The sequence below is a fragment of the Actinocorallia sp. API 0066 genome, assembly GCF_020991275.1.
Lineage (GTDB): Bacteria > Actinomycetota > Actinomycetes > Streptosporangiales > Streptosporangiaceae > Actinocorallia.
In genome coordinates, this window is record NZ_JAJLQY010000002.1 from 220,499 (window position 1) to 244,482 (window position 23,984).

Annotated in this window: 21 protein-coding genes; 9 read left to right on the forward strand and 12 right to left on the reverse strand. The window is 72.4% G+C overall.

The window, feature by feature from the left end:
• Positions 1 to 14 precede the first annotated feature (14 nt).
• The 7 genes from LO762_RS05745 (at position 15) to LO762_RS05775 (ending at position 5,545) form a co-directional block, all read left to right on the forward strand.
• On the forward strand, positions 15 to 791 hold the full coding sequence (locus LO762_RS05745) for a phytanoyl-CoA dioxygenase family protein (protein WP_230613145.1): 777 nt from the start codon (positions 15 to 17) through the stop codon (positions 789 to 791).
• Complete coding sequence (locus LO762_RS05750; protein ID WP_230613146.1) at positions 788 to 1,756, forward strand: phosphotriesterase; 969 nt, start codon at positions 788 to 790, stop codon at positions 1,754 to 1,756. The genes LO762_RS05745 and LO762_RS05750 overlap by 4 nt, the downstream gene beginning before the upstream one ends.
• An 11-nt stretch (positions 1,757 to 1,767) precedes the next feature.
• Positions 1,768 to 3,012, forward strand: coding sequence for a cytochrome P450 (locus tag LO762_RS05755; protein ID WP_230613147.1), 1,245 nt, complete (start codon positions 1,768 to 1,770; stop codon positions 3,010 to 3,012).
• Between the two features lie 133 nt (positions 3,013 to 3,145).
• Positions 3,146 to 3,745, forward strand: a complete 600-nt coding sequence (locus LO762_RS05760) for a malonic semialdehyde reductase (RefSeq protein WP_230613582.1) — start codon at positions 3,146 to 3,148, stop codon at positions 3,743 to 3,745.
• Positions 3,746 to 3,826: 81 nt separating this feature from the next.
• Positions 3,827 to 4,696, forward strand: coding sequence for a Gfo/Idh/MocA family protein (locus tag LO762_RS05765; RefSeq protein ID WP_230613148.1), 870 nt, complete (start codon positions 3,827 to 3,829; stop codon positions 4,694 to 4,696).
• A gap of 179 nt (positions 4,697 to 4,875) precedes the next feature.
• Complete coding sequence (locus LO762_RS05770; RefSeq protein ID WP_230613149.1) at positions 4,876 to 5,337, forward strand: flavodoxin; 462 nt, start codon at positions 4,876 to 4,878, stop codon at positions 5,335 to 5,337.
• A gap of 1 nt (position 5,338) precedes the next feature.
• A complete protein-coding gene (locus LO762_RS05775) occupies positions 5,339 to 5,545 on the forward strand; it encodes a hypothetical protein (protein ID WP_230613150.1) in 207 nt (68 codons plus the stop codon).
• On the opposite strand, the gene LO762_RS05780 is transcribed toward LO762_RS05775, so the two are convergent.
• The 6 genes from LO762_RS05780 to LO762_RS05805 form a co-directional block, all read right to left on the reverse strand.
• Positions 5,532 to 7,589 carry an MMPL family transporter gene (locus LO762_RS05780; protein ID WP_304523613.1) on the reverse strand — a complete coding sequence of 686 codons (2,058 nt, stop codon included), beginning with the start codon at positions 7,587 to 7,589 and terminating at the stop codon, positions 5,532 to 5,534. The two genes, LO762_RS05775 and LO762_RS05780, sit on opposite strands and share 14 nt — an antisense overlap.
• 103 nt (positions 7,590 to 7,692) lie before the next feature.
• Positions 7,693 to 7,947, reverse strand: a complete 255-nt coding sequence (locus tag LO762_RS05785) for a hypothetical protein (RefSeq protein WP_230613151.1) — start codon at positions 7,945 to 7,947, stop codon at positions 7,693 to 7,695.
• Positions 7,948 to 7,949: 2 nt separating this feature from the next.
• On the reverse strand, positions 7,950 to 8,282 hold the full coding sequence (locus LO762_RS05790) for a winged helix-turn-helix domain-containing protein (RefSeq protein WP_230613152.1): 333 nt from the start codon (positions 8,280 to 8,282) through the stop codon (positions 7,950 to 7,952).
• A 91-nt stretch (positions 8,283 to 8,373) separates the two neighbouring features.
• The gene (locus LO762_RS05795) at positions 8,374 to 9,954 is read right to left on the reverse strand and encodes a serine/threonine-protein kinase (protein WP_230613153.1); all 1,581 of its coding nucleotides are present in this window, start codon (positions 9,952 to 9,954) and stop codon (positions 8,374 to 8,376) included.
• A 9-nt stretch (positions 9,955 to 9,963) separates the two neighbouring features.
• Positions 9,964 to 11,406 carry a hypothetical protein gene (locus tag LO762_RS05800; RefSeq protein WP_230613154.1) on the reverse strand — a complete coding sequence of 481 codons (1,443 nt, stop codon included), beginning with the start codon at positions 11,404 to 11,406 and terminating at the stop codon, positions 9,964 to 9,966.
• A 154-nt stretch (positions 11,407 to 11,560) separates the two neighbouring features.
• The gene (locus LO762_RS05805) at positions 11,561 to 12,130 is read right to left on the reverse strand and encodes a PASTA domain-containing protein (protein ID WP_230613155.1); all 570 of its coding nucleotides are present in this window, start codon (positions 12,128 to 12,130) and stop codon (positions 11,561 to 11,563) included.
• A 116-nt stretch (positions 12,131 to 12,246) separates the two neighbouring features.
• Here LO762_RS05805 and LO762_RS05810 point away from each other — a divergent pair, with 116 nt between their 5' ends.
• Positions 12,247 to 13,455: a transposase gene (locus LO762_RS05810; RefSeq protein ID WP_230613156.1), complete on the forward strand. Its 1,209-nt coding sequence runs from the start codon at positions 12,247 to 12,249 to the stop codon at positions 13,453 to 13,455.
• A gap of 181 nt (positions 13,456 to 13,636) precedes the next feature.
• On the opposite strand, the gene LO762_RS05815 is transcribed toward LO762_RS05810, so the two are convergent.
• From LO762_RS05815 to LO762_RS33050, 6 genes are read right to left on the reverse strand one after another with little or no spacing between them, the layout of a single operon-like run.
• Positions 13,637 to 15,346, reverse strand: coding sequence for a hypothetical protein (locus tag LO762_RS05815; protein ID WP_230613157.1), 1,710 nt, complete (start codon positions 15,344 to 15,346; stop codon positions 13,637 to 13,639).
• 6 nt (positions 15,347 to 15,352) lie between these two features.
• On the reverse strand, positions 15,353 to 17,311 hold the full coding sequence (locus LO762_RS05820) for a hypothetical protein (RefSeq protein WP_230613158.1): 1,959 nt from the start codon (positions 17,309 to 17,311) through the stop codon (positions 15,353 to 15,355).
• Positions 17,311 to 18,486, reverse strand: a complete 1,176-nt coding sequence (locus LO762_RS05825) for a GTPase (protein ID WP_230613159.1) — start codon at positions 18,484 to 18,486, stop codon at positions 17,311 to 17,313. Before LO762_RS05825 ends, LO762_RS05820 begins: the two co-directional genes overlap by 1 nt.
• Positions 18,483 to 21,062 (reverse strand): hypothetical protein, encoded by a 2,580-nt coding sequence (locus LO762_RS05830; protein ID WP_230613160.1) that lies wholly within the window; start codon positions 21,060 to 21,062, stop codon positions 18,483 to 18,485. The genes LO762_RS05825 and LO762_RS05830 overlap by 4 nt, the downstream gene beginning before the upstream one ends.
• A gap of 13 nt (positions 21,063 to 21,075) precedes the next feature.
• Positions 21,076 to 22,659 (reverse strand): Hsp70 family protein, encoded by a 1,584-nt coding sequence (locus LO762_RS05835; RefSeq protein WP_230613161.1) that lies wholly within the window; start codon positions 22,657 to 22,659, stop codon positions 21,076 to 21,078.
• 14 nt (positions 22,660 to 22,673) lie between these two features.
• Positions 22,674 to 23,216, reverse strand: coding sequence for a nucleotide exchange factor GrpE (locus tag LO762_RS33050; RefSeq protein WP_230613162.1), 543 nt, complete (start codon positions 23,214 to 23,216; stop codon positions 22,674 to 22,676).
• A 127-nt stretch (positions 23,217 to 23,343) separates the two neighbouring features.
• On the opposite strand from LO762_RS33050, the gene LO762_RS05845 reads away from it, so the two are divergent.
• On the forward strand, positions 23,344 to 23,976 hold the full coding sequence (locus LO762_RS05845; protein WP_230613163.1) for an ACT domain-containing protein: 633 nt from the start codon (positions 23,344 to 23,346) through the stop codon (positions 23,974 to 23,976).
• The last annotated feature ends 8 nt before the right edge of the window (positions 23,977 to 23,984 follow it).

Here is a 23,984-nt window from a genome sequence, read left to right on the forward strand (position 1 = left end):
TCGACACTTGGGCAATGTCCCTCGCAGTGCGTCCGGCGACCGACGACGAGGTCGCCTTCTTCCGGGAGAACGGCTGGGTCCACCTGCCAGGACTCGTGCCCCCCGACACCGTCGCCCGGCTCCGCGCGACCGCCCTGGCGCGGCTCGCCGAGCGCGACCGGGCCCGCCGCGGCGCCGTCGACGCCGCGTTCGGCCAGTCCCGCGACATCGCCGAGACCGATCCGCTGTTCCGCGACCTCACCCTCGACCCGGCGCTCGGCGCGACCGCCGCCCGGCTCCTGCACGGGGTCGGGAGGGTCCGCGTCCAGGTGACGAACCTGCTCGTCAAGGAGCCCGAGCGCGCGGGCGGACACGGCGCCACCGTCTTCCACCAGGACTTCCCCTGGATGCCGATGGACCGCTCGGAGATGCTCACCGTGTGGCTCGCGCTCGGCGACGTCCCGGCCGAGATGGGATCGCTGCGCTTCTACACCGGTTCGCACCGGTACGGGGTGCTCGGCCGGAGTTTCGCCCGCGACGGCGACGACCAGCCGAGCCAGCACCCGTGGCTGACCGAGCTGCCTCTGTCCGATCCACTGGACCTCAAGGCGGGCGACGCCACCGTGCACCACGCTCTGACCGTCCACGGGTCGAGCGCCAACCTGCGTGACGAACCGAGGCTCTCGTTCACCGTCACCTACTTCGACGCCGACGCCCTCTACACCGGCACGCCCTACGCGCAGACGGACGGGCTCGGCCTGGAGGTCAACCAGCCGTTCGACCACCCACGGTTCCCGGAGGCGGGCGCGTGACCGAGACCGTCAGGGGGCCCGTCGAGAACCTCGGGTCCGTCCTCATGCACGAGCACATCTTCGGCCTCAGCCCCGAGATCCTGTGGAACTGGCCCGACATCCCCGAAGGCTGGGACCTCGAACGGTGCGCCGCCGACGCGGCAGCCAAACTGGAGGCCGTGCGCGCGCTGGGCATCGACACCGTCGTGGACCTCACGGTGATCGGCCTGGGCAGGTTCGTCCCGGCCGTACAGAAGGTCGCGGAGCTGACCGGGGTGAACATCGTCGTCGCCACCGGCCTGTACACCTACGACGACCTGCCCGCCTACTTCGGCAACCGGGGGCCCGGCACGCTGTTCGGCGGCGAGGACAGGCTCGCCGAGTTCTTCACAAGGGACATCACCGAGGGCGTCGGAAGGACGGGCGTCAAGGCGGGCATGCTCAAGTGCGCCACAGGCAAGCAGGGCATCACGCGCGGCGTAGAGCGCGTCATCCGGGCCTGCGCGAGGGCGCACCGGGAGACGGGCGCGCCCATCACCACGCACAGCGAGTCGTCCGTGCGCAACGGCCTCGACCAGCAGAAGCTGCTGCTTGAAGAGGGCGTGGACCTGAACAACGTCGTCATCGGGCACGCGGGCGACTCCACCGACCTGGACTACCTGCGGAGGCTCGCCGACAACGGCTCCTACCTGGGCATGGACCGCTTCGGCATCGAATTCACCTCCTTCGAGGACAGGGTCGCCACCGTCGCCGCCCTGTGCGAGCTGGGCTACGCCGGGCGCATGGTCCTCGGGCACGACTCCTACTGCTTCAACGACAGGTTCGAGTGGGACGTCATCGCCGAAAGGCATCCGAACTACCACCTCCGGCACATCCCGTCGGACGTGCTGCCCGCGCTGCTCGACCGCGGCGTCACCAGGGAACAGCTCGACCTCATGCTCATCGACAACCCGCGGCGGGTGCTCACGCCCGTCGCTCCCTACTGAGGGAGCCCGCCATGTCCCCCCACCCCCTCGCCGCGGCCGAGGAGGCCGCCGACTTCGACGTCACGGCCGCCTGGCACGTCGCCGACCCGTATCCGTTCCTGCGCCGCCTCAGACGCGAGCAGCCGGTGTTCTGGAGCGAGCACCTGCGGATGTGGGTGCTCACCCGCTACGAGGACGTGCGCGCCGCCTACCGCGACCACGGCACGTTCTCGTCCGCCGGGTCCCTCACCATCTCCCGGACGCTCACCGACGACGTGCGGAGGGCGCTCGGCGAGCACGAGTCGTTCCTGGACAACTTCGCCGCCAACGTGGACCCGCCCCAGCACACCCGGATGCGGCGGGCCATCTCCCGCGCGTTCACGCCCAGGGCCGTCGCGCGCCTGGGCGAGGCGTTCCGGGCCCAGGTGGACGGCGTCCTCGACGAGGTGATCCCGCGCGGCGGCACCGACCTCGTCCAGACGATCGCGCACCTGCCGTCGGCCCACCTGGCCGCGCTCTTCATCGGGGTGCCTCCCGAGGACGAGGAGAACGTCAAGCACTGGGTGACGTCGTGGTTCCAGCTCTTCCTTTCGCCGCAGACCCCCGACCGGCAGAAGCAACTGGCCGGAGACTTCCTCAAGTACCTCGATTACATCGACGGCCTCGTGACGGAACGACGCGAGCGGCCCCGTGACGACTTCGCGTCCTTGATGGCCGGTCTTATCCCCGACGAGCTGTCGCACCGGGAGGTCGTGGAGACGATCAGCGCCCTCCTGCTCGGAGGCAACGACACCGTCCCGAACGCCCTGGGCAACGCCGTCCTGCGGCTCATGAGGGAACGGCACGTATGGGAGGAGATCAAGGCGGACCCCTCCCTCATCCCCGGCATGATCGAGGAGTCCTTCCGGATCGACGGAGCCAGCCTGGGCAGCTTCCGGATACCGACCCGGCCCGTGGAGCTGCACGGGGTGACGATCCCGGCGGGCGTGGAGGTGCTCATCAGCACCGACTCGGCGGCTCACGACGAGACCGTGTTCCCCGACCCCGAGCGGTTCGACATCCGGCGTCCCAACGCGCGCGACCACCTGGTGTTCGGGTACGGCGTCCACCACTGCGTCGGCGCGGCGCTCAGCAGGCTCAAGATGGAGATCGCGTTCCAGCAGCTGACGTCCCGCATCCCGTCCCTGCGGCTGGTGGAGGGCACCCCGGTGGAGTACCGGCGCAGCCTGGTCGGCAGGGGCCTCAGCGCCCTCCAGGTGGAGTGGGACGAGCGGTGAGGTTCACCGGCAGGGTCGCCGTCGTCACGGGCGGCGAGAGGGTGTGACGCACGTCATGTCGGTGCGGGGCAGAACTTGAGGTTTCAAGTTGTTGAGACGCTCCGTACGCAGACCCCCACCCACCGGGAAGGTGATCTCGATGAGCCTCGAACTCGACGCCGCCGCGCAGGACCTGCTGTTCCGTACGGCGAGGACCGCCAACACGTTCACCGACGAGCCGGTGACCGACGAGCAGGTCAAGGCGATCTACGACCTCGTCAAGTACGGCCCGACCGCCATGAACACCCAGCCCCTGCGCGTCACGCTGGTCCGCAGCCCCGAGGCCCGCGAGCGGCTCCTCACCCACATGTCCGAGGGCAACCGGGCCAAGACCGCCGCCGCGCCCCTCGTCGCCGTCGTCGGCTACGACACCGACTGGCACGAGGAGCTCCCGAAGGTCTTCCCGCACGCGCCGGGCGCCAAGGCGAACTTCGACGACGCCGCCGAGGTGCGCCACGGCATGGGCTCCTTCAACGCGACCCTCCAGATCGGCTACCTCATCATCGGGATCCGCGCCGCCGGGCTCGCCGCGGGCCCGATGGCCGGTTACGACGCCGAAGGCGTCAACAAGGAGTTCTTCGGCGACGGCACGCACAAGGTCCTCGCCGTCATCAACATCGGCAGGCCCGGCCCCGACGCCTGGTTCCAGCGCAACCCGCGCCTCGACTACGACGAGGTCGTCACGACCGTCTGACGGGGGCCGGCGCGGTCGCCGTCGAAAAGTTATCCACAGGCGTCGATCGCGGGTCGCGGCCGGTCGTGAAAGGGTTCTCGCATGAGTGACACAGTGAGAATCGGCCTGGTCGGGGCGGGTCCCTGGGCCGGAATGGTGCACGCCCCCGCGATCGCGGCGGGGCCGGAAACGGAGCTGGCGGGCGTCTGGGCGCGGCGGCCCGAGGCGGCGGCCGAGCTGGCCGCCGCGCACGGCGCCCGCCCGTGCGCGACGCTGGCGGAGCTGTTCGACGGGTGCGAGGCCGTCGCGTTCGCCGTCCCACCGGACGTCCAGGCGGAGCTCGCCCTGAAGGCGGTGAGGGCGGGCAAGGCCGTGCTGCTGGAGAAGCCCCTCGCGATGGATCTGGAGGGGGCGCGCCGTCTCACCGAGGCGATCGAGGAGGCGGGCGTCGTCTCCCAGATGGTGTTCTCCCTCCGGTACACCCGGGAGGCGCGCACGTTCCTCGACCAGGCGCGCACCCTGGACGTCTTCGGCGGCTACGGCCGCTTTGTGTCCCCGGGCCTGCGCGGCGGCCCGTTCGCCACCCCCTGGCGCCTGGAACGCGGCGCCCTGCTCGACCTCGGCCCACACGTCCTCGACATGATGGACGCCGCCCTGGGCCGGATCACGTCGGTCCGCGCCCACGGCCACCCCCTGCGCTGGCTCGGCATGCTGCTCGAACACGAGACGGGCGCCGTCAGCGAGGTCTCCCTCTCCATGGCCGGAACCGCCGACCAGTCCGCCCACATCGAGGTCTTCGGCCACCAAGGCGAGGCCCGCCTCGACTGGAAGGTCGCCGAAGACGACTTCACCCGCATGATCACCGAGTTCGCCCAGTCCGTCCGCACCCGCACCCCCCACCCCCTCGCCGCCCCGCACGGCCTCCACATCCAGACCCTCCTGGCCACCGCCGAATCCCACCTCACCCTCTGATCGACCCGCCCCCGGCGCACCGCCCTCCCGGTGCCCGGCCCACCCGATGACGGCGTGCCGCACGGCGGGGGAGGGGGATCGTCTTCGGTAGCCGGGGACGTGGACCGGCGCGGACGTCGGGCGTGGGCTTGTGGGCCTGGATGTGTGCGGGGTGGGGGCGGGTGGTTAGGGTTGGGGGTGTGGGGAGAGTTCTGGTGGTGCACCACACGCCTTCGCCGGGGACACAGGAGTTGTTGGAGGCGGTCGAGGCGGGGGTGGGAACCGAGGAACTGGTGGGGGTCGAGGTTGTGGTGCGGGCGGCGTTGGGGGCGACCGTCAGTGACCTGTTGGGGGCGGACGCGGTGGTGGTGGGGACGCCCGCGAACATCGGGTACATGGCGGGGGCGGTGAAGCATTTTTTTGACACGGTCTACTACCCGTGCCTGGGGGAGAAGAGGCGGATGGCCTACGGGCTCTATGTGCACGGGAACAGTGACACGGCGGGGGCGGTCCGGGCGGTGGAGGGGATCGCGGCAGGGATGGGGTGGCGGGCCGTGCAGCCCGCGGTGACGGTGCTCGGGGCGCCCCGGAAGGCGGACCTGGAGGCGGTGTGGAACCTCGGGGCGATGGTGGCGGCCGAGGTGGCGGAAGGAACGGCCTGAGGTGACGGGTGCGGAGGGGCGGGAGCTGACGGCGGTGGAGGTCGCCGTTGTTGATGCGGCGTTGGTCGAGGAACTGGTGGATCTGCTGGAACTGCCCGGAGAACTGTTGTCGCGGTACCGCGCGCGGCTTGAGGCGGGCGGACGGCTGACGCCCCGCGCCGAGCCGGAGGGCGCGGCGCGGGGCGTCAGCGGGGCTAGGCGACCTTGACGACCTCCGGCCGGGTCGGGTCGGCGGCCGGGCCGGTCGGGGGGTTGGGCCACCAGAAGCGGGGCCCGAGGTCCAGCGCCAGGGCCGGGACGAGGATCGTGCGGATGAGGAGGGTCTCCAGGAGGACGCCCAGGCTGACGATGACGCCGAGCTGCATCATCGTGACCATCGGCAGGACGGCGAACACGGCGAAGGTCGCGGCGAGCACGATGCCCGCGCTGGTGATGACGCCGCCCGTCCCGGCGAGCCCCACCACAACACCGCGCGCGTGCCCGTGCCGGGCCGACTCCTCCCGCACCCTGTGCATCAGGAAAATATTGTAGTCAATTCCCAGCGCGACGAGGAAGACGAACCCGAGGAGGGGCACCTCCCAGTCCACCGCGGCGTGGCCGAAGACGTGCACGAACAGCAGGTTCGAGGCGCCCAGCGCGGCCAGGAAGGAGACGACCACGGTGCACAGCAGCAGCAGCGGCCCCAGGACGGCCCGGAGCAGCCCCACGAGGACGGCCACCACCACGAGCAGCACAAGCGGCACCACCACCCGCAGGTCCCGCGCCGTCGCCCGCTCGGTGTCGAGTTCCTCGGCCGTGCTGCCGCCGACGAGCGCGGCGGCGGGCAGCGCGTCCCGCAGCCCGTCGATGGTGCCCTTGGCGGCCGCGCTGTCGGGCGCGTCGGCGAGCACGACGGCGAGCTGGGTGCGCCCGCCCACGCTGTCCCCGGCGGTCGCGGAGACGACCCCCGGCACCCCTGAGGCGGCCCTGACGGCGGCGTCGGCATCGCCGTCGGGCACCACAACGACGGCGGGGTCGGCGGCCCCGGACGGGAAGTGCTCGGCGATCCGCTCCTGCGCGATGACGGAGCCCGGTTTGTCCTGGAACATCTCGGCGTGTTCCAGCCCGAGGTCCATTCCGACGACGCCGAGCGCGAGCCCGCCCGTCACGGCGAGCGAGCCGAGCCAGGCCGCGCGGGGCCGCCGCGCGACGAGGTCGCCGATCCGCCGCCACCCGGTCGTGCCCCGCCGTGGCGCGTCGCCGAAGCGCGGCACGAACGGCCAGAAGATCCACCGGCCGCCCAGGACGAGCAGCGCGGGCAGCACGCTCACCATGGCGAGGAACGCGCAGGCGATGCCGACGGCGCCGACGAGGCCGAGGGAGCGGGAGGAGTTGAGGTCGGCGAAGGCGAGGCAGCACAGGCCGAGCACGACGGTCCCGGCCGAGGCGAGGATGGCGGGGACGCTGCGCCGTAGGGCGAGGCGCATGGCGGCGTGCCTGTCTTCGTGGGCGTGCAGTTCCTCGCGGTACCGCGCGATGAGGAGCAAGGCGTAGTCCGTGCCTACGCCGAACACGAGGACCATCAGGATGCCCGCGCTCTGCGGGTTCACGGGCAACCCCGCGTGCGCGGCGAGGAGATAGGTCGTCGCCTGGGTGAGCACGGCGGCGAACGCCACGGACAGCACAGGCACGAGCCACAGGAACGGGCTCCGGTAGGTGAGCAGCAGAAGGACGATGACGACGGTGCCGGTGGCCAGCATGAGCGTGGAGTCGAGCGAGTCGAACACCGCGACGGCGTCCATGAGGGTGGCGGCGGGCCCGCCGACCTCGATCGTGACGCCGGGCGGCACCCCCGCCTTCGTCAGCGCCCGCAGCTCGTCGATGCTGTCGCCGAGCCGCTCGGAGTCGTGCAGCGGCACAACGACGATGACGGCCTTGCCGTCGTCGGACGTGACGGGCGGCCCCGTCTCCGTCCCGGACACGCGGCTGAAAGCGGGACGGTCTGCTTCCGCCCGCTCCGTGATGACGTCCTTAGGTCCGGTGTAGACGATGACGGCGGGCATCGCGTCGTCCTGCCGGAAGTCCGCGAGGAGCAGGTTGACCTGCGCGGATTCGGCGTTGCCGGGCAGGAACGCGTTGGGCCCGTCCTCCTCGACCTGCTCCAGTCGGCCCGCCAGGGGGCCGAGCAGGACGGCGAGGAGGATCCAGGCGCCGAGTACTATCCAGGTGCCACGGCGGTCGCCCGGCGACAGCCGCTTGAGCCAAGCGGGCATGGGTGATCTCCCTGTGGTGGAAGTGGCTTCTGCAAGGGTTCGCTTCCTTCGCCCGGACGGGGGCGGCAACTCCCGTCCGGGCATCCGCGCTCATCAGCGCGCGCTATTCGATCTCGCGCATCATCCGCTCCATCGAGGCGAGCGACTTGCGCGCCTCGCTGAGGTCCTCCTGGGTCTGGCGCTGGAGGACGACGACGTCGTCGAGCAGCGCCGCGTACTTGGCGGCGAGTTCCTTGTACCGCTCCTCGCGGGCGGCGAGGTACCGGGCCCGCCAGGTCACCGCGACCTGCCAGACGGTGACGATCGCCAGCAGGAAGACGCCGGCGGCGCCCACGACGGCCGCCCAGTCTCCGGTCATGCTCAGGTCTCCTTCTTCTCGGTCTTGTCGGTGAGCGTCGGCAGGGCCCGCCGGATCGTCTCGGGGGTGAGGGTGAGCGCGAAGTCGGTGGCCTCGTAGTACTTGACCGCCTTGCCGTCGTTAGACAGTTCGAGCGTGCCCCGGACGAGCCCCGCCGCCTCCAGCCGCTGGAGGTGCATGTGCAGCAGGGGACGGCCGATGCCGATGACCCTGGCGAGGCTGCTCACGTAGTCGCGGCGGACGGACAGCGTGCCCAGGATGCGCAGCCGATGGGGGTTGGCGAGCGCGGAGAGGATCCTCAGCAGCTCGTCTCCGGTCGGCGGGCTGTCGTCCATGGGCAGCCACGATGTCAGGCCCGGCCCACAGGTGTCAAAAAAAACTGACATATGTCAGGGATGTCTCAGGGTCATCCCTGAGAAGGACGCCTCAGGAGGTGAAGGTGAAGGAGGACGCGAGCCTCTCGATCGTCTTGGGGGAGCAGTGGGAGGGCGCGCAGAAGTAGACGAGGAAGGCGCTGGAGGCCGACGCGCGCGGGACGACGAAGGCGGTCAGCTCAAGGCGGTGCGCCGGGTCGGCGGGGTCGGCCAGCGAGCCCTGGTAGCGGGCCGCCTGGGCGCCGCCGACCGTCACCGGGGAGGCCGCGCCGAGGCTCGCCTGGCCCGGCAGCAGCGCGGGCAGGCTCGTCGGGACGGCCGCCGTGCTGTTCAGCGTGTCGCTGACGCCCGCGTAGACGCCGGTCGCGTCGTCGCCGTCCAGCGCGGCCACGGGGGCCCAGTCGGCGGTGACGGGCGTCGCGAACAGCGCCTCGAACACCGGCGCGGCGGGGGAGGCGACCATGTAGACGTCCGAGTGGGTGCGCGCCTGCCAGCCGCCGGGGTAGTCGAAGCTGAACGGCGCCGCCCGGGTGCCCGGATAGGTGGCGGTGCCCCCTCCCGGCACGAACAGCGCGGCGGCCGCCACCACCGCGACAGCCACCGCGAGCGCCGCCCCGATGAGCTGGACGGGACGCCTGCCTCCGATCCGCTCCGAGGGGGTCGTCAGCCGGGTCAGGGAGGGCGGCACGGTGTCGGCGCGGCGCAGGCCGGGCGGAGGGGTCTGCTCGGGAACCGACGGGTAGGGCGCGGCCCGTAGCGACGGATCGGAGACGGCCTCACCCAGGGCCTCCCGAAGGGCGCGCACGAAGGTGAGGCACGTCGGGAAGCGTTCAGAGGGGATCTTGCCCAGCGCGCGTCCGAGGACGGCGTCCACGGCGGGCGAGAGGTCGGGCCGGTGGGACGTCGGCAGAGGCGCGACCTCGGAGACGTGCGCGTACAGGAGTCCCATCTGGTTGTCGCGGGTGAAGGGCGGGACGCCGCACAGCATCTCGTAGGCGACGCACGCCAGCGCGTACTGGTCGCACCGGCCGTCCACGGTGTCGCCGGTGATCTGCTCGGGCGCGATGTACCGGGGCGTCCCCACGAACTGGCCCTGGCTGGTCAGCCCCGACGCCGACGTTGTGGACTTGGTGAGCCCGAAGTCCGTCAGGTAGACGTGCTCGTGCCCCTCCTCGCCGCCGCCCGCGACCAGCACGTTCGCGGGCTTGACGTCGCGGTGGACGAGCCCGTGCTCGTGCGCGGCGTCCAGGGCCGCGGCGATCTGCCCGAGGAGCCTGGTGGCCCGCTCGGCGGGCAGGGGGCGCTGCCTGCTCATGAGGACGCGCAGGTCGTCGCCGCCGACGAACCGCATCGCGATGTACAGCAGCCCGTCGGCCTCGCCCGCCTCGAAGATCGGGATGATGTACGGGTGGTCCATCCCGGCGACCGTCCGCGACTCGCGCACGAACCGGGTGCGGAACCGCTCGTCGTACGTCAGGTGCGGGGCGAGGATCTTCAGCGCGACGATCCGGCCGAGCCGCTGGTCGCGCGCCCGGTACACCTCGGCCATGCCGCCGCGCCCCACCAGGTCGAGCACCTGGTAGTCGCCGAGGAGTCGGCCGGACAGGCTGGGCCGTGAGTCGCCGGTGTGCACAGGATCTCCTTAGGCGGGGTGTCCGCAGAACCCGCAGAAGCGGTGGGCGGGTCCGCGGCGCATCCCGCACTGGGTGCAGTAGGCGGGCCGGTCGGCCGGGCCCGGCTCGCGGAAGAACGGGGTGGCGGGCGCGGACGCGGGCGAGGGCGGGCCCGGCTCCGACCGGTCCACCGTGGTGAGCGGCGGCGCCTGCGGCGCGGGCGGCAGCACCCGCAGCGGCTCCGCGACGACGACGGCGGTGGCCATCTCGTCGGGGTTGTGCCGCTGCTCCCGGCGCGGCCTGCGCAGCAGCAGGACGCCGGTGCCGAGCGCCAGCACGAGCAGGACGGCGGCGCCGACCGACCACAGCGACCAGAAGCCGGACCCGCCCTCGTCGGCGCCGGGGCGCTGGGCCTCCTTGTCGGTGCCCTTCCACGCCTGGGAGTCGCGCAGGTGGCTTATCGCGACGGCGTGGTCGGGCCGTAGCTTGAGCACCTGCTGGAGCACCGGGATCGCGAGCGAGTAGGAGCGGTCGTGGTAGTGCGCGAGCGCCGTCTCGAAGACGACGTCCACCGGGCCGCGATAGGCGGTCGCACCCGCCTCCTTGAGAGCGGCGTGGATGTCTTCGACCGTCGCGAACTGGATGTCCGTGCCCGTCGAGGTGACCATGCCGACGACCTCGCTGTGCGCGTCGTCGATGACCGCGCCGCCGTCCCCGTCGGCCGCCACGAGCTTGGTGACGCGGTCGCGGTCCTCCTGCTTCAGGGTGCGCGATCCGGGCGGGTCGAAGTGCGCGATGTCCACGGTCGGCGTCACGGTGACCGAAGGACGCTGCTTGTAGGTCATCACGTCGATGGCGGCGATCTTGTCGCCGAAGGCGGCGGCCAGAGGCAGCGTCGGCAGGGTCTTGTCCTCCGCGCCCTTCGTGACGCGCAGCACGGCGGGCGCGGTGGGCGACGCACCGGTGTGCAGGACCTCGGCGGGCAGGCCCTCGGGCAGCGCCGGATCGACGTAAGGGAAGATCTTCACCACGGGGGTGACCGTCGACGTGCAGGTGGAGTTGCTCCGCTCGGGCGGATAACAGGACTGGAGGCGGAAGTCCAGATCGCCGGTGCCCGCCGTGTGCTTGGCGAAGTCGGCGGGGATGTCCTGTTCGAAGTACTCGGCGAAGATCCGGTTGGCGGCGTAGACGGCGGGGTCCTGGCCGCCGGTGACGGTCCGGGTCGCGGTGACGACGGTCCCGTCCGGCGCGACCGTGAAACCGCTGCCCGCGCCCAGGTCCACCGTGTAGGTGCGGGTGAAGCGGCGGAGCGCGGCGCGGTCGTCGAGGAGGGTGATCTCGACGCTGGCCCCGACCTCGACGCGGACGGCCCCGGGCGTCACCCGGTCGACGGAGCCGCCCGGGTGCTCATGGGCGGCGACGGGCGGGGCGAACAGGACGAGGAGCAGCAGGACTGGCAGAACAGTGCGCATCGGGGGGCTCCGGCGGGGGTCGCGGTCCTGGGTCAGGGAGCGTCACGGTCAAGCATCCGTCCATTCGACGGGATCCAGATGCGTCATGTGACCTGAATGCGGCCGGTCAGGAGAATGTCACCTGTCGGTAAATGTCGGGAGCGTTCGTCGGTGGTCAGGGCGGTGCGCCGACGGTCACCTTGACCGTCGTCCCGGCGGCGACCTCCGTGCCGGGCGCCGGATCCTGGGTGGCGACGACGCCCTTGGCGTCCGCCGGGTCGAGCCGCAGCCCGAGGGCTTCCAGCACCCGGGTCGCGTGGCCGGTGTCCACCCCGACGAGGTAGGGCACGGTCATCCGGCTGACGTCGGCGGTGCCGCCTCCGCTTCCGTCCGACACGTAGAGCGTCACAGGCGAGCCCTCGGCTATCGGCGTCCCGGCGGGCGGCGCGGTGTAGACGATCCGTCCGGCCGGTAGGGAGGACGGCACCTTCGGCACCCCGCCCACCGGCAGTCTCCGTTCCGCGAGGACGCGCGTCGCCTCCTGCACGCTCTTCCCCTCGACGGCGGGCACGGCGCCTTCGGCGCTCCGCCGCGCCGCCGACGTCGTCCCGTCGCCGCCCACGAGGAGGGTGACGCCGAGGACCAGCGCCACCCCGACGCTCATCCCGCCGGCGAGCAGGACCATGGTGCGCCGTGACATCTCCGGCGGATCGTCCGGCGAAGAGGAATCGGTCTCGACGGTCATCCTGTTTCCTTCGTGGATACCCCGGCCTTCAGGCCGGGGAGGAAACGAAGCGATCCGGCGTCTGGGGCCACCGGCCAACAGCCGCCACTCACACGGAAGCTGGTAAAATGTGAGGCGTGACGCAGCAGGTCAAGCGGGCGTTCAAGTACCGCTTTCACCCCACGGACGAGCAGGTGGCGGAGCTGTCGCGCACGTTCGGCTGCGTCCGCCTCGTCTACAACAAGGCGCTGGAGGAACGCACTCGGGCTTGGTATGGCGAGCAGCGCCGTGTCTCCTACGTGCAGTCGTCCGCAGCGCTGACGGAGTGGAAGAAGACCGAGGAACTCGCCTTCCTGGCAGAGGTGTCCTGCGTTCCGCTCCAGCAGGCGCTGCGCCACCTTCAGACGGCGTTCGGGAACTTCTTCGCCAAGCGCGCCGAGTACCCGCGCTTCAAGTCGCGGAAGAAGTCCCGCGCGTCCGCCGAGTACACCCGCTCCGGCTTCAAGTTCCGGGACGGGCAACTGACGCTCGCGAAGATGACCGAGCCGCTGGGCATCCGTTGGTCGCGTCCGCTTCCCGAGGGTGCGGCGCCGACGACGGTGACCGTGTCCCGCGATCCGGCGGGCCGCTGGTTCGTGTCCCTGCTGTGCGAAGACGCCATCACGCCCGCGCCCGCCACCACGAACGCGGTCGGCCTGGACGCCGGGATCACCTCCCTGGTGACCCTGTCCACCGGGGAGAAGATCGCCAACCCCCGACACGAGCGCCGCGACCGCAAGCGACTCGCCCGCGCCCAGCGGGAACTGTCCCGCAAGGCCAAGGGCTCCAGCAACCGGGCCAAGGCCCGTGTGAAGGTCGCCCGCGTACACGCGCGGATCGCCGACCGGCGTCGGGACTTCCTGCACAAACTGACCACTCGTCTCGTCCGTGAGAACCAAACGGTCGTGATCGAGGATCTGACCGTCCGTAACCTGCTGAAGAACAGCAAGCTCGCGCGCGCCATCTCGGATGCGGCCTGGACGGACCTCCGCATGATGCTGGAGTACAAGTGCGCCTGGTACGGGCGCGAACTCGTCGTGATCGACCGCTGGTTCCCGTCCAGCAAGCTGTGCGGGGCCTGCGGCACGGTCGCGGCGAAGCTGCCGCTGAGCGTCCGCGAGTGGAGCTGCGACTGCGGTGTTGTACATGACCGCGACGTGAACGCGGCACGCAACATCCTGGCGGCCGGGCTGGCCGTGTCTGCCTGTGGAGACGGTGTAAGACCTCAACGGGAGTCCTCCTGGACGGGGCGGTCGTCGGTGAAGCAGGAACCCCAGCGGGCGACCGCTGGAATCCCCCGCCTTTAGGCGGGGGAGGAAGTCAACTCAGTCCTTTCTCGGACTGTCGCGTCTAGCTGGGGGAAAACGAGATCTCACCCGGTGAGACTCGCCCCTCCGCGCCCCGGTTCGCCACCACCCATACCAAAACCGTCATTACCGACCCGTCAAGCAGCCGCCCCTGGGCCCAGCGAACACAGGCGGATGCGCATCAGGGCAGGAAGGTGTGCAGGGTGAACGTCAGGGTGGTGACGGTGACGAGTGAGAGCGTCGCCAGGACCGTCCAGCGGCCCGCCTGGTAGCCGAGTGGCACAAAGCCCGGCGGACGTCCCTTGGGCCGCCAGGGGTCGCGCAGGGGCAGCGCGGGGGGCACCTCGGAGAGGTCGGGCGGCAGGTCGGGGGCGAGCGCGGGACGGGAGGGCGCGGTCAGGCCGGAGAGCCACGAGACGAGGTCGGCGAGCGGCGAGATGGGCGTGTCCAGGCCGGACGGGAAGACGCGCACCTCCTCGGCGAGTTGGTCCAGCGTGCGCAGCGTGTTGCCCAGGCCCAGGGAGTCCAGCCAGGCGCGCGGTGAGGTGCGCGCGTCCCGGCCGATGGAGGTGCGGGTGAGCAGGTCGGTCTTGGTGATGACGACGGCGACGCGCCGCTGGCGGCCCTTGTCCGGCCGCGAGCGCAGATCGTTGAGCACTCGCTGGAGGGTGTCGGACGGATCCTCGTCGGAAGGCTCCTCACCCGAGGTGGCCGCGAGCATCTCGCGTTCCGCGCGGGTGAGGGAGCGCTGCACCTCCGGCAGCGCGAACGGGTCGAGCACGAACACCAGCGACTCGGTGTGGTCGAGATATCGAAGCGCCTCAACGGAAGCGGCCCCGGTGAACAGTTCGCCCGCGGGGTCGAAGAGGTAGAGGATCCGCCTGCCCGCGTGGGGCAACTCGACGTCCAGCATCGTCGCCAGCGGCAGTTCGGGGCCGGTCTTGGCGAGCCTGCCGCCGCGCGCGAACTCCGCGACCGCGCTCGCGTACGCCTGCTGGTGCCGCTGCTCGACGAACGCGACGTGCCCCTCGATCTCGCGGGAGCGCGCGTGCAGCGCCCGGATCGCGAGGAACATGAAGGTCGTCTTGCCCGCCGCCGGGCCGCCGATGAAGGGGACGGGCTCGACCCGCACCCGTCCGATCCGGTCCGGCAGCCTGCCGCCGCAGTGCGGGCAGTGCGCCGTCAGCCGGTACCTGCCGAGCGCGACGGTCGTGGGCAGCCGCGCCCCGCACTCGCACACGTGCCGGAACGCCCCGGCCGTCGAGGGGACGAGCCTGTGGTGCCGCCGGGCGCATCGCGGGCAGACGTACACGGGCAGCCCGATCCGCCGGTAGCAGCTCGGATGCGGGCATGTCTGGAGGATCCGCCCACGGATCGAGAGCAGCCTGTCGAGCCCCGCGAGCAGCGCCACGCACACCAGCCACCCGGCGAGCCCGACCGCCGCGACGAGCCCGTACAGCGCCGTCAGGACGGCCCCCAGCAGCGCGACGGGAACCGCCGCCAGCACGATCCCGCCGCAGAGCGCCGCCCAGATCGGGAAGACGAAGAACCCCCACCAGTCCGAGAGCAGGAGCTTGGTGAGGCGGCGCACCGCGTGGTCGGCCTGCCCGTAGACGCGCGGGACGACGGCCCTGGCGAGCGCCATCCAGTCCATCCACACCTGGGCGACGAGGTAGTGCCGGTAGCGGCCCTCCTCCGGCGTCACGGGAGACAGGCCGTCGGCTGCGGCCGGGACGAGCGCGCGCACGGCGAGCACGTAGTAGTAGCCGAACGCGGCGAGGGTGACGGTGGCGAGTGTCACGCCGAACAGGGGCGGGAAGACGAACACGAACCCCGCGAGCATCGCGGCCGTCCACAGGACCACCGCCGCGACAACCTTGAGGTACGGCACGCTTGGTTACCCCCGAAGTTCTCGCAAGGCGGCCCGGAGGGTCTGATCGTCCCGGAAATAGGTCTCCAGCTGCAACATGGTGATCCTGCGCCTGGTCAGCTCGCGTGCCCACCCGTCCAGGACGGTGCCGGGCGCGCGCAGCGCGACGCCGACGAGCTCGAAGCGGCGCGCCCGGGTCTGCGCGGTGGCGATCCAGTGGCGCGCCAGCCGCTCGCCCACGCGCGGGTCCAGGGCGGCCAGGAGCGCGGCCCGGTAGCGCGGTGAGCGCTCGGTGAGCGCGTCGGCGACGGCCACGAGGGTCGGCTCCGCGAGCGCCCCTCCGACCCGCTCAAGCGCGCGGGCCGCCGCTTTGGGGTCGCGCCCGGTGGCGACGTCGCGCGCCGCCAGCACCCCGCGCGCGGCCGGATGCCCCGGCAGCCGCTCGGCGAACTTCAGGGTGACGGCCCCGTGTACCCCGTGCCGCTCCGCGAGCGCCCGCAGCACCCACAGCGCCACCTGCGGCGACTCGGCCAGCGGCGCCTCGTCCGCGAGTTCGGCGAGCCGCTCGCACACCGCCGCCGTCAGCGCCGCCCGCCGCACCCGCTCCCCGCCGTGCTCCAGCGCCTCCACGGCGCCCGTGAGCAGCGGCCCGCGCGCACTCGCGCAGACCCGCTCCAACGCCTCCAGGACCGCCTCAGAGGCGCCCTCAGCCCCGCCCGGCTGTGCCGGGGCGGGGAGCCGGAGGGCGAGGCGGTGCGCGGTGCGGCGGGTCAGTTCGGACATGACGGGAATGGCGAGCCGCTCGGCGATCACGGTGAGATCGGCCAGGGACGGGAGCGAAGTCGCGGAAGCCAGTTCGCGGGAGAGGGCGACGGAGAGTTCGGCCGGGTCCTCCAGGGAGAACTCCGCCAGCCGGTCGCGCAGTGACGGTGTGGTGAGCACGAGGTGGGCGCAGCGGTCTCCGGCGGCGCGGGCGGCGGCCGGGTCGGGCGAGTGCCGGTTGACGGCGGCGGCGAGGTCGAAGCCGAGCGCGTCGATGTCCAGTCGCTCCCATACCCAGGGCGGCAGGTCCGGGTGGCGCAGGAGCGGCAGCACGGGCTTCTGCGCGTCGTGGCCGGGCGTGCCGCCGTCGCACAGGTCGCGCAGCACGGCGGCGCCGTCGAGGCTGTCGGGGGCGAGCCTGGCCAGTTCGGCGAGCGCGTCGAGGCCGTCCAGGTCGTGCGCCCGCCACCGGGCGACGACGGCGGCGGCGTACCGGCTCGGCGTGTGCGGCGGCGCGGGCGCGTCCAAAGGGTGCGCCGGGTGGTCGGTCCGCTGCTCGGCCCAGACGTCCGGGGTCGTGCCCACGAGCCGGTGGGGCGACGTCACCGGGTCGGCCGTGTAGGTGGTGAACGAAAGCGCGGCGGCGGCCTCCACGGGCAGCGAGTAGGAGAGCACCGCGAACCACCGGGCGATCTCCTCCACGTCCGGGCAGACGAGGATGATCCGGTCTCCGGTGTGGTCGAGCAGCCACGCGAGCCGCCCGTAGGGGTCGTGGTCCAGGGCCGCGAGCCACTCGCCGAGAGCGGCCGGGTCGAAGGCGTCGCCCGGTGGCGGGTCCTCCAGGAGGGGCAGCAGCGCGGCCGGAGCAGACGACCAGAAGGACGCCCGCCAGAACTCGATCGGGCGGAGCCCCTCCAGTTCCTCGGCCTCGGCGAGCACCGCGTGGGCGAGGAAGTTCCCGAACCGGCCGGAGTAGTCGCGTCCCAGATAGCGCGACAGGACCAGGAGGCGGCGTCCCCCGACGGCGTCGTAGCAGAGCGCCACAGGGAAGGCCGCGAGCTGTGCCGCGTCGGGCGCGGGCGGCGCCTCCGGCGGCGGACGGTACCCCAGATAAGGCGAGACGACGGCTTCCGCGCCCGGAGGCAGCCCGGGGGAGGCGGCGGTGAACTGGAAGCCGGAGCGCTCCGCCGACCGCGCCGACGTGTAGTGGAGCTGCCAGGCCATCAGCCGTCCAGCATCCCGAACCGGTGCAACAGCCACAGGAGCGGATCTTCCACCCGGTACGGGCGCACCCCTCCCGTGGCCACCTCGTCGCCGCGCGGCGACCCGCCCAGCGCGGAGACCCCGAACAGCCCGTACTCGGCGTAGTGCTGCTCCAGGTACCGGTCGAGGTCCCCGGCGCCCCAGTCGTCCAGCAGGGCCCGCACGTGGGCGTCCACGGCGGCGCGGTCGTCGGCGTCCAGGGCGCCCGAACGCGTCCGCGCGCGGCGCAGCGCCGACTGCGGCGGCAGCTCCAGCGCGTCGATCTTGGTCAGCGCGACGGCTATCGGCACCTTCAGGCGGTCGCCGATGTCGAGGCCGTGCCGCTGCCGCAGCGGCTCGGTGACCCGCGCGAGCACGTCGAGCGGCTCGCTCTCCGCGCCGCCTCCGGTCAGCTCCAGCGGATCGGCCAGGAAGATGATCGCGTCGGCCGCCTCCAGGTAGCGCAGGTGCAGGTCACGCACGTCGCGGCTGCGCAGATCCTCGCCCGCCGTGTCGAACAGCACCAGCGTCAGCGCCTCGGTGCGCGCGCCGAACCTGCCGCGCACCCGCCGCGTCAGGAGGTAGACCAGCGGCTCACGCGGCGCGGTGACGGCGCTCGGCGTGGTCGGCAGCAGCCGCTGCTGGTCGAACAGGGGACGCGCGAAGTCGCGCTTGTAACGCTCGATCGTCCTGTCGTCGCATGCCACGAGGGACGTCCCGAGCTCGCCGCCTACGCGGTTGCGCAACTCGTGCAGGAGGACGGCGATGTAGGTGCTCTTGCCCGCGTTCTTCGCGCCGACCAGCGCGACGATCCGGCCCGGCGTGTCGCAGTACGCCGGAGCCAGCTCGTGGTGGCACTCCGGGCAGACGCGCCGCCCGCTCTCGCGGCCGCAGTCCGGGCAGGAGGCGCGCGCCCCGCGCCCGGTGAAGACGGGCGGGAGGGTGGCGCCCGCCTGCGTGCCCTGGTAGGCGGCGAGTTCCTTGTCGAGCACCGGATCGCAGCCCACCCCTCGGCCCGCCCTACCGAGGCACCGGTAGGCGATCCTGTCCCGTCCGAAGAGGGCGAAGCAGTACGGGCAGGTGACGGCGTCCTTGCCGCGCGGCGGCTTCCCGCGTGTCGGCCTGCGGTGCGCTCCGCGCACCCGTTCTGTGCTCATCGCTGGGCGCCTTGCTGGAGTCGGCGGACGGGCGGATCGGCGAGTTCGACGGCGTCACCGGTGAAGCAGCGCAGCCAGTATGGGCCGCGCCTCCTGGGCAGCGGTACCCGCACGACGGTCTGGGCGGTCAGGTCGAGATCGTGCCAGGACACCAGGTTCTCCCCGTCGCCGGGCCGCTGCGGCATCACCTTGCCGTCGCGGAGCACGAGGTCGAGGCGGTCGAGCCGGACGGGCCGGTCGGGCGTGAGGGTGACGACGATCTCCCGCTTCCAGGGCGGCCCCGAGGCGGCCAGGTCGTACCTGACGACGGTGCGGGCGGCGAGCGCGGCCGTCGCGGCGGGCCCGGTGAGCACGGTCGCGCCGTGGTCGGACGCCCCCGCGACGCTCACCTTCACCGCCGACCCTTCCGGCACCGGAAGATGCACCCCTCCGGACGCGGTGTAGGCGGCCCGCGTCACGGACACCCGTTGCGCGCCCAAGTCGTCGATCTCGTAGGTGACGGCCACGCCCGAGGCGTCGCCGGGCCAGGCGAACCCGACCCGTACCTCCCCGCCCAGGCGCGTCACCGAGAGGCCCTCGGGCACAGGCAGGTCCACGTGCCTGCGGTGCGCGCCGATCGCCGCGCTCTCCCCGGCCAGGGTGACGAGCAGCAGCACCCCGCTGGCGCCCGGACGTACCACGAGGCCGCGCGCGTGCGGCGTGGAGTCCACCCGGACGCCGCGCAGCTCCGCGACGGGCACGAGCGCGCCCGGCGGCCACGGAGGGTCGGCGTCCAGGAGGCGCGCCTCCACGAGCCCGTGGTCGGGCAGCGGGAAGCGCAGAAGGATGCGGTCCTGCCCGTGTGGCTCCAGGGTGAACTCCGTGACGGGTTCGGGAAGCGCGTGCGGCGTCACCGAGAGCGTCACGCCGGGCGTGGTGGCCTCCACCGGGCCGTCCGGATAGACGGCGTGCACGGTGTACCGCAGGGTCGCCCCGTTGGCCACCGCCCGGTCGGTGAACCCCTCACGGCCGACGGGGATCGGCACCCCGTCCCGGAACACCGCGACGCGGGCCGCGCCGGGCGGGCACAGCCACCGGCCCGTCACCATGCCGTCGCCCGCCGCCAGCTCGATCCCGGAAGGCTCGGGCCGCAGCAGCAGCGGCACCGCGACGGCCGGGGGAGAGGCCGCGTCCCCGCGCTTGGCGAAGACCGCGTAGTGCAGGGGGACGTTCACGGGCGGCGCGAGATCGGCGGCGGCGACGGCCTCGCCGTCCGTCACGTCGGCCGGGGGACGTCCGGCGCGCCGCACCACGGTGTGCGCGACGTCGCCGGACCGCGACGCCGACGGCGTGAACGTGATCCGCACCGACGAACCGTCCGCCGTCGCGCGCACGTCGGTCGGCGGCAGCGGCGGCAGGGCGCGCTGCCGTTCGGCGAGGCCGGGCAGGTCGGCGGCGAGCGCCGTCGCGTCCTGGAGCAGCCGCCACGCCCCGTCCGCGTCGCCGCGCGCGGCGAGCGCCTCCGCCTCCGTGACGAGCCGCTCGGCCGACGCGACCCGGGACCGCGCCTCGACGGCCTCAGCGAGCTCCTCCGCGTCCGGCAGGCTTCCGGCGAGCAGGGAGGCGGCGTGCGCCTGCCCGGCGTCCAGGAGCTCTCTCAGCCGCCCGCCGGGCCCGCTGGGCGCGCCGCCCTCGCGCAGGATCGCGAAGACGAGCCGCCGCGCCTCGCCCGGCTCGATCCCCAGGCCCCGCACCGCGAGGTCCATGAGCGCGTTGTCCGAGGCGCGCTGGGCGCGCCGCTCCCGCAGCCGCGCCACAAAGTCGTAGCGCAGCAGCTCGGGCAGGAACCCCTCGCGCAGCGCGGCGCGCAGCGCGATCAGCACCGTCTCGGCGTGCGTGGCGCTGGTGTCGCGCGGCCGCCGCGCCCACTCGCCCGCGACCCGCTCCAGCGCGCGGCCCGCGCCCGTGGAGTCGATCGGGAGGCCGCCCGCCGAGACGCCGTCGAGCAGCCGCACCCCGCCGATCCTGTCGCTGCCCAGCAGGAACGCCAACAGATGGCGGCTGCCGAGTACTTGGAGCGACTCGCGCGCCTTCGGATACCCCGGATAGGGCGGCGCCGAAGGCAGCGGGTCGGGCGGGCGCACCTCGACCCCGTCGATCCGGAGCAACTGGTTCAGCTCGGCCGCCGACACCCCGCCCGCCTTGCCGATCGCCTCGCACTCGCCCGGCGTCAGCAGCTTCAGCGGGCCCGCCGCGTCCAGCAGCCGCAGCCGCGCGTCGGCACGGCGCTGGGCGTTGCGCTCGTCGCCGCCGCGCAGATGCTGCTTGAGCGGCGCCAGATCGCCCTGCTCGGCCGCGGTGAACACGCCCGCCAGGCGACGGTGGTCGGCCTCCAACCGGTCGATGAGCCGCCGGTACTTGAGCTGCCCGCGCGACCGCCGCCAGCACTGCCGCACCTCGCGGACGCGCGCGGCGACCGACTCGGGCGTCAGGTGCTCGGGCAGCGCGTAGCGCGCGCGCAGGTCCTCGGGCGGCTGGTCGCCCGCCGCGCGCGCGGGGTCAAGGACCCGCTTCCTGTAGTCGTCGTCGAACGACACCGGGACCGCCGGGTCAGCTCACCTGGACCCGCGACAGCGCGGCGCGGGACGCCTCCACGTCATCCTCGGTCATCCTGCCCACCTCCACCTGGAGATCGAGGCGCTCGCCCGTCTCCTTCTCTTCGGCCGTCACATGCAGGAGCCCTGAGGAGTCCAGGGTGAAGGTCACGGAGATGGGCCAGCCCGCCTTCTTGCCGGACGGCACCGCCACCGAACCCGTCGCGATCTCGGTGTTGTCGGCGGGCTCCGGCGACTCGACGGCCCCGGCCTGCTCCATGACGCGCACGTCCGCCGTCGTCTGGTCGTCGTGCACGGTGAAGAAGTCGGAGGTGCGGCCCGCAGGCAGCTCGTCGTTGGCGTGCACCAGGTGGATGACCTCCTCGGCCTGGGTGTCGCGGTTCAACACGACGATCCCGAAGCCGCGCGAGGCGACCGTCTTGATCCGGCGCGCGGCGATCTGCCGCTGCTGCTCGGCCGACAGGCCCGCGCGGCTGGCCATCTCCTCGGCCTCCTCCTGCGCGCCCTCCTGGAGCAGCCTGCGGAACGTCTCCTCGAACGCGTACAGGGCGGCGCCCTTGGCGACGGCGAGATCAGGGTCCTGGAGCTTGGGCGTAAGGCCGAGCTCCGCAGACAGCCGCGCCGACACCGCGGGCATCTTGGTCGAGCCGCCCACGAGCACCAGATCGTCGTAGTCGGTGACGCCCTTGCTCCTGGCCACCTCAAGGGTGCGGCCGGTGATCTCGACGGTACGGTCCAGCAGGTCCTTGGTGATCTCCTCGAAGATCTCCCGGGTGATCTCCAAGGTGGCGACCCGGCCCCCGTGCATCACCCTGACGGTGTGCTGGGTGCGCGTCGTCAGCGCCTTCTTCGCCTCCTCGGCGTCCCGGCGCAACTGCTGCTCGGTCAGCTTGTCGTCCAGGGGGTCGCCCGCGTCCGGGTGCTCGGCCGTGAACTGCTCCGCCAGGTACTCCACCAGGCGGGCGTCCCAGTCGGCGCCGCCCAGCTCGTGGTCGCCGTCGGTGCAGATCACCTCGATGTGGCCGCCGCGCAGCGCGATCACCGTCGTGTCGAAGGTGCCGCCGCCCAGGTCGTAGACGAGGATCGTGCGGTCCCTGTCGGGGTTCAGCACCCCGTAGGTGACGGCCGCCGCGATCGGCTCGGAGATGATGTCGATCACGTTGAGGCCGGCCAGCCGCCCCGCCTTGCGCGTCGCGTCCCGCTCGGCCGCGCCGAAGTAGGCCGGGACGGTGATGACGACGTCACGGGCCACCTCGCCCGTCACCGTCTGCGCGTCGTTGGCGAGCTTCACCAGGACGAACGCCGACAGCTCCTCGGGGTTGTAGCTGAACCCGTGGATCTCGCGCGGCACGTCACGGCCCATGTCCCGCTTGATCAGGCTGACCACGTTGTCGGGGTCGATCACGGCGGTGTCCTTGGCGGTCGCGCCCACCACCACGTTGCTGCCGGACTCGAAGTAGACGACCGACGGCGTCGTGTCGGTGCCCTCCAGGTTCCGCAGCACGGTCGGGCGTCCCACGTCGTCGATGCTGGCGATGCAGGAGTACGTCGTGCCCAGGTCGATCCCGTATACAGCCATGTCCTTGAGTGTCCTCAGTCTTCCCTGTACTTGCCGACACGGACTTGCGCTCTGCGCACGATCACGTCGCCGCGCGCGAAACCCTCCCGGCACACCTCGACGACCTTGCCGTCCAGGCCCCGGTCGGTGACGGGCTCCACGCCCAGCGGACGGTGCCGCGCCGAGTCATAGGGTTCGCCGAACTCGACCTCGAAGATCTCGACGCCGGTGCGGCCGAGGGCCTCGGCGAGCTCGTCGCCGATCATGCCCAGGAGGGGTGCCACGTGCTCGCCGTCGGGGGGCTGTACCTCAGCCCTCCGGACGAGGTCGTACAGTCGGTAGAGAGCGGCCCTGACCGGCTCGTGGAGCTGGTCGAGCTCGCCGCGCCGCAGGCTTTCGTTCTCCCGGTGCAGCCGGTCGATGATCTCCTCGCGGTGCCGGGCCCGCTCGTGCTCGCGGCCGACCATTGCGGTCAGTCCGGAAAGCGCCGAGCACAGTTCGGCCAGGGTGGGCGCGTGCCGACCCTCGGGCTGGCCTACGGGCTGTCCCTCGGGCGGGACACCGGGTGCACTGGACACGTTGGAAAACCCTAACGGTCGGTTACCCACCACGATAGGGCTTCTCGAAGAAGAGACACGATCGGGTAACAGGCCCGAAACGCTCATACTGCACGATTAAGGGACGGAACGCTTACTGGAGGTCGCGATGCTCCTGCGCATACGCGTCCGGCTCCCGGATCGTCCGGGTTCGCTGGGCAAGGTCGCGCGCACCCTCGGCGCCGCCGGCGCCGACGTGGTGCGGCTGTCCGTTCTGGAGCAGGACGAGGGCCGCGCCCTCGACGACTTCACCGTCTCGTGGCCTAACGGTCTGTCCGCCGACCGGCTCATCGCCGGACTCGACGCGGTGCCCGGCGTCAAGGTCGAGGGCCTGTGGCGCACCGTCGAGCCGCAGGGACTGCACCCCGACGTCGCGCTCATCGGGCAGCTCGCCACCGCGCCCGCCGTCGACGGGCTGGTGATCCTCGCCGACGCGCTGCCCGCGATCCTGTCCGCCGACTGGGCGGGCGTGGTGCACGTGCCGTCCGGGAAGCTCGTGCACACCAGCCCCGGCGGCGAGACGGCCGAGGCGCCCGCCGACCTGGAACCCCTGCGGCTGCGTGCCTTCCAGGCGCCGGACGGGGCCCAGTACGCGTTCGTGCCCCTTCCGTCGGCCGACCTGGCCGTCCTCGTGGCCCGTTCCAACGCGCCCGAGTTCCACAAGACGGAGATACTGCGGCTGGAACAGCTCGTGCTGGCCGCCTGCGCGGTGCTCGGGGAGAGGCTGGGGCCGTTCGCCTAGCACGGCGG